This is a genomic window from Veillonella agrestimuris, assembly GCF_943193065.1.
GTDB lineage: Bacteria > Bacillota > Negativicutes > Veillonellales > Veillonellaceae > Veillonella > Veillonella agrestimuris.
In genome coordinates, this window is sequence record NZ_CALPCS010000022.1 from 1 (window position 1) to 3,536 (window position 3,536).

Sequence of the window (3,536 nt, forward strand, 5' to 3'; positions counted from 1 at the left end):
GCTGTACTTGCATTATTTGCTTTGTTTAATGCATCGTCTGCTGTGGATTGTGCCGTAGATGTGGCTGTGCTTACACTACCAATTACGGTGGCATTACTTTGCGCTGTAGATAACGCAGTACTTGCTGTTGCTGCAGAACTATTCGCTGTAGACAATGCTGTGCTTGCTGCAGTACTAGCACTATTAGCTGTATCTTGGGCAGTAGACGCTGCCGTACTTGCATTATTTGCTTTAGTTAATGCATCATCCGCTGTCGATTGTGCCGTAGATGTCGCTGTGCTTACATTTCCAATTACTGTTGCATTACTTTGTGCTGTGGACAACGCTGTACTTGCTGTCGATGCAGAACTATTTGCCGTAGACAATGCTGTGCTTGCCGCCGTACTAGCACTATTGGCTGTATCTTGGGCAGTAGACGCTGCTGTACTTGCGGTATTCGCTTTATTTAATGCATCATCCGCTGTCGATTGTGCCGTAGATGTGGCTGTGCTTACGTTTCCGATCACGGTAGCATTGCTTTGCGCTGTGGACAATGCTGTGCTTGCTGCTGTACTTGCATTGTTTGCTTTAGTTAATGCATCATCCGCTGTCGATTGTGCTGTAGATGTCGCTGTGCTTACATTTCCAATTACTGTTGCATTACTTTGTGCTGTGGACAACGCTGTACTTGCTGTTGTTGCAGAGCTATTCGCTGTAGACAATGCTGTGCTTGCCGCTGTACTAGCACTATTAGCTGTATCTTGTGCAGTAGACGCTGCCGTGCTAGCTGCATTTGCTGTGCTTTGTGCCGTAGATGCGGCTGTACTTGCGTTGTTTGCTTTGTTTAATGCATCATCCGCTGTCGATTGTGCTGTAGATGTTGCTGTGCTTACGTTTCCGATCACTGTTGCATTGCTTTGTGCAGTAGATAACGCTGTACTTGCTGTTGTTGCAGAACTATTTGCCGTAGACAATGCTGTGTTTGCCGCCGTACTAGCACTATTGGCTGTATCTTGGGCAGTAGATGCGGCTGTACTTGCGGTATTCGCTTTGTTTAATGCATCGTCTGCTGTGGATTGTGCCGTAGATGTGGCTGTGCTTACGCTACCAATCACTGTGGCATTGCTTTGCGCTGTAGACAATGCTGTGCTTGCCGCCGTACTAGCACTATTGGCTGTATCTTGGGCAGTAGACGCTGCCGTGCTAGCTGCATTTGCTGTGCTTTGTGCCATAGATGCGGCTGTACTTGCGTTGTTTGCTTTGTTTAATGCATCATCCGCCGTGGATTGTGCTGTAGATGTGGCTGTGCTTACACTGCCAATCACGGTAGCATTGCTTTGCGCCGTAGATAACGCTGTACTTGCTGTTGTTGCAGAGCTATTCGCTGTAGACAATGCTGTGCTTGCTGCTGTACTTGCGTTGTTTGCTTTAGTTAATGCATCATCCGCCGTCGATTGTGCTGTAGATGTGGCTGTGCTTACGCTGCCAATTACTGTTGCATTGCTTTGTGCAGTAGATAACGCTGTACTTGCTGTTGTTGCAGAACTATTTGCCGTAGACAATGCTGTGTTTGCCGCCGTACTAGCACTATTAGCTGTATCTTGGGCAGTAGACGCTGCCGTGCTAGCTGCATTTGCTGTGCTTTGTGCCGTAGATGCGGCTGTACTTGCGTTGTTTGCTTTGTTTAATGCATCATCCGCCGTGGATTGTGCTGTAGATGTGGCTGTGCTTACGCTGCCAATCACGGTAGCATTGCTTTGAGCCGTAGATAGCGCAGTACTCGCTGTAACCTGTGCATTACTAGCGGCTGTGCTTACTGCATCAAAAGAAGATGCTACATTTTGTGCTGATGAAATAGCACTAGAAATAGCAGTACTTGTACTACTATCTAAACCAATTGTCAACGTCTGCTTTTGGGTTGTATACTTAGAATGTTGCCCTCCCATTGTAGCTTTTAAATCAACAGCAATCCCATTCTTACCTTCAATGTTAAGAATATAATACGAACCATTGCCTGAGTCCCAAACCCTATCATTATTCTGACCTTCTTGCTTACCATTCAATGTTGGATTATTTACCGTAATCGTACTGGCCATCACAATCGGTGCATAGCTTTGACTCAAAACTACCCCAGCAAACAATGCTGCTACTGCTTTTTTTGCCACTACTTTTGAATTATTAGAATTAACTTTAGTTCGCCCTGTAGCAAGTTCAGATGCAACAACATAACATTGCTTACTACGACTCCATATAACTTTAAAAATCTTATTCACTTTTATAGCATACTCCTTTCAAAATTCACACACACCATATCTCAACTATTCATTACATCTTCAATTAAGAGTTTATACTCTGCTATATTTCGATAATGCAATGGATCAAATTGAGTTAAATATTGTTGATGTTTCTCTTTGTGGAAGTCCAAATGTTTATCATAAGTTTCAATAGCATGAATTAGCTGACTAGCACCCTCTCGTGCATTAAAACCGTCATAATAAAACCCCACACCTCCTTCTTTCAAAAATTCTGAATTATGTATTAATGGATAATTTCCATAAAGAGTCTCTAAATACACGTAATTCAAACCTAATTCCCAATTATGTGAAACCACAATATCCGTATAACGACCTAAGAAATAAGGTGTTATATGCCTTATCTCAACAGATAGAATCTTATCTCTCAAAATATCGGTCCAACCAATAAAGTTTTTAAAAACCTGATCCTCTCTCTTTTCAAAGGAATTACAAATATAAGCATGTTCAATTAATGATTTATCTCGTCGATAAGCTTCCTCAATAATAAGGATAGGGGTAAAAGCCGATTTACAAATACTAATATTAGGTTCTAATGTAGTAATGCGCTTAGCTCTTTTTCCAGGCTTATACCCAAATCCTGGATAGGTATCATTATTTGTATTCGTTTCAATTTGTTTATTCAAGAAAAATGGACTCCACAAAAAAGGAGCTACACTAACAGGGCTACGAGTCATAATGCCAACATAGTCGCGATTACTATTAAAAAGATGTGGCGACATCCAAACAGCATCATACCTGACACCATTAAAAGAACGACCTCCTGATAATTTATAAACAAATTTTTCCATGTCCATCAAATAATCGGTACCCATACGGAAAGAAACAATTTTACAGCCTTTATTTCTAAAGGCTGTAGTAATTTCCTGATTTATAATCAAGGTACCTTCAATCATGATATCCGTAGTATCAAGAATTTCAGTATACTCATACAACTCTATCCCCATACTGTCTATATCAAGACCTTTAGGAATATTATCCTTATTTTGGACGCCTCCCCAATACACAAAGTATACGTCTTCTACTATATCAATAGCCTTTAACACTTGAGCTAAAAAATACATATTTTGCCCAGCACCATTTGACCAAATATGATTATAACTATCGCCCCAAAACAGACTAATGCCAATACGTAATTTCTTTTGTGATAACTGTTTATCCAATAATTAATGGTTCTATAATAAATGTTGGGGTGTCACCATCAAGGTGGCACAACCAACATTATTTTTTTGCAAAAAAAATAAG

General features: G+C 41.0%; 2 protein-coding genes and 1 pseudogene. 1 reads left to right on the plus strand and 2 read right to left on the minus strand.

The features are described from left to right. On the plus strand, window positions 1-1,740 hold a 1,740-nt coding region (locus tag NFR29_RS08210), incomplete at its 5' end, for a hypothetical protein (protein WP_251425514.1). Between the two features lie 383 nt (window positions 1,741-2,123). On the opposite strand, the pseudogene NFR29_RS08360 reads toward NFR29_RS08210, so the two are convergent. Together NFR29_RS08360 and NFR29_RS08215 are read right to left on the minus strand one after the other, a co-directional pair. Continuing rightward, window positions 2,124-2,252 (minus strand): annotated as a pseudogene (locus NFR29_RS08360) (ESPR domain-containing protein); the annotation flags it as partial. Between the two features lie 41 nt (window positions 2,253-2,293). Next, entirely contained in the window at window positions 2,294-3,454 is a 1,161-nt protein-coding gene (locus tag NFR29_RS08215; protein WP_251425517.1) for a DUF2827 family protein, read from the minus strand. Window positions 3,455-3,536 lie beyond the last annotated feature (82 nt).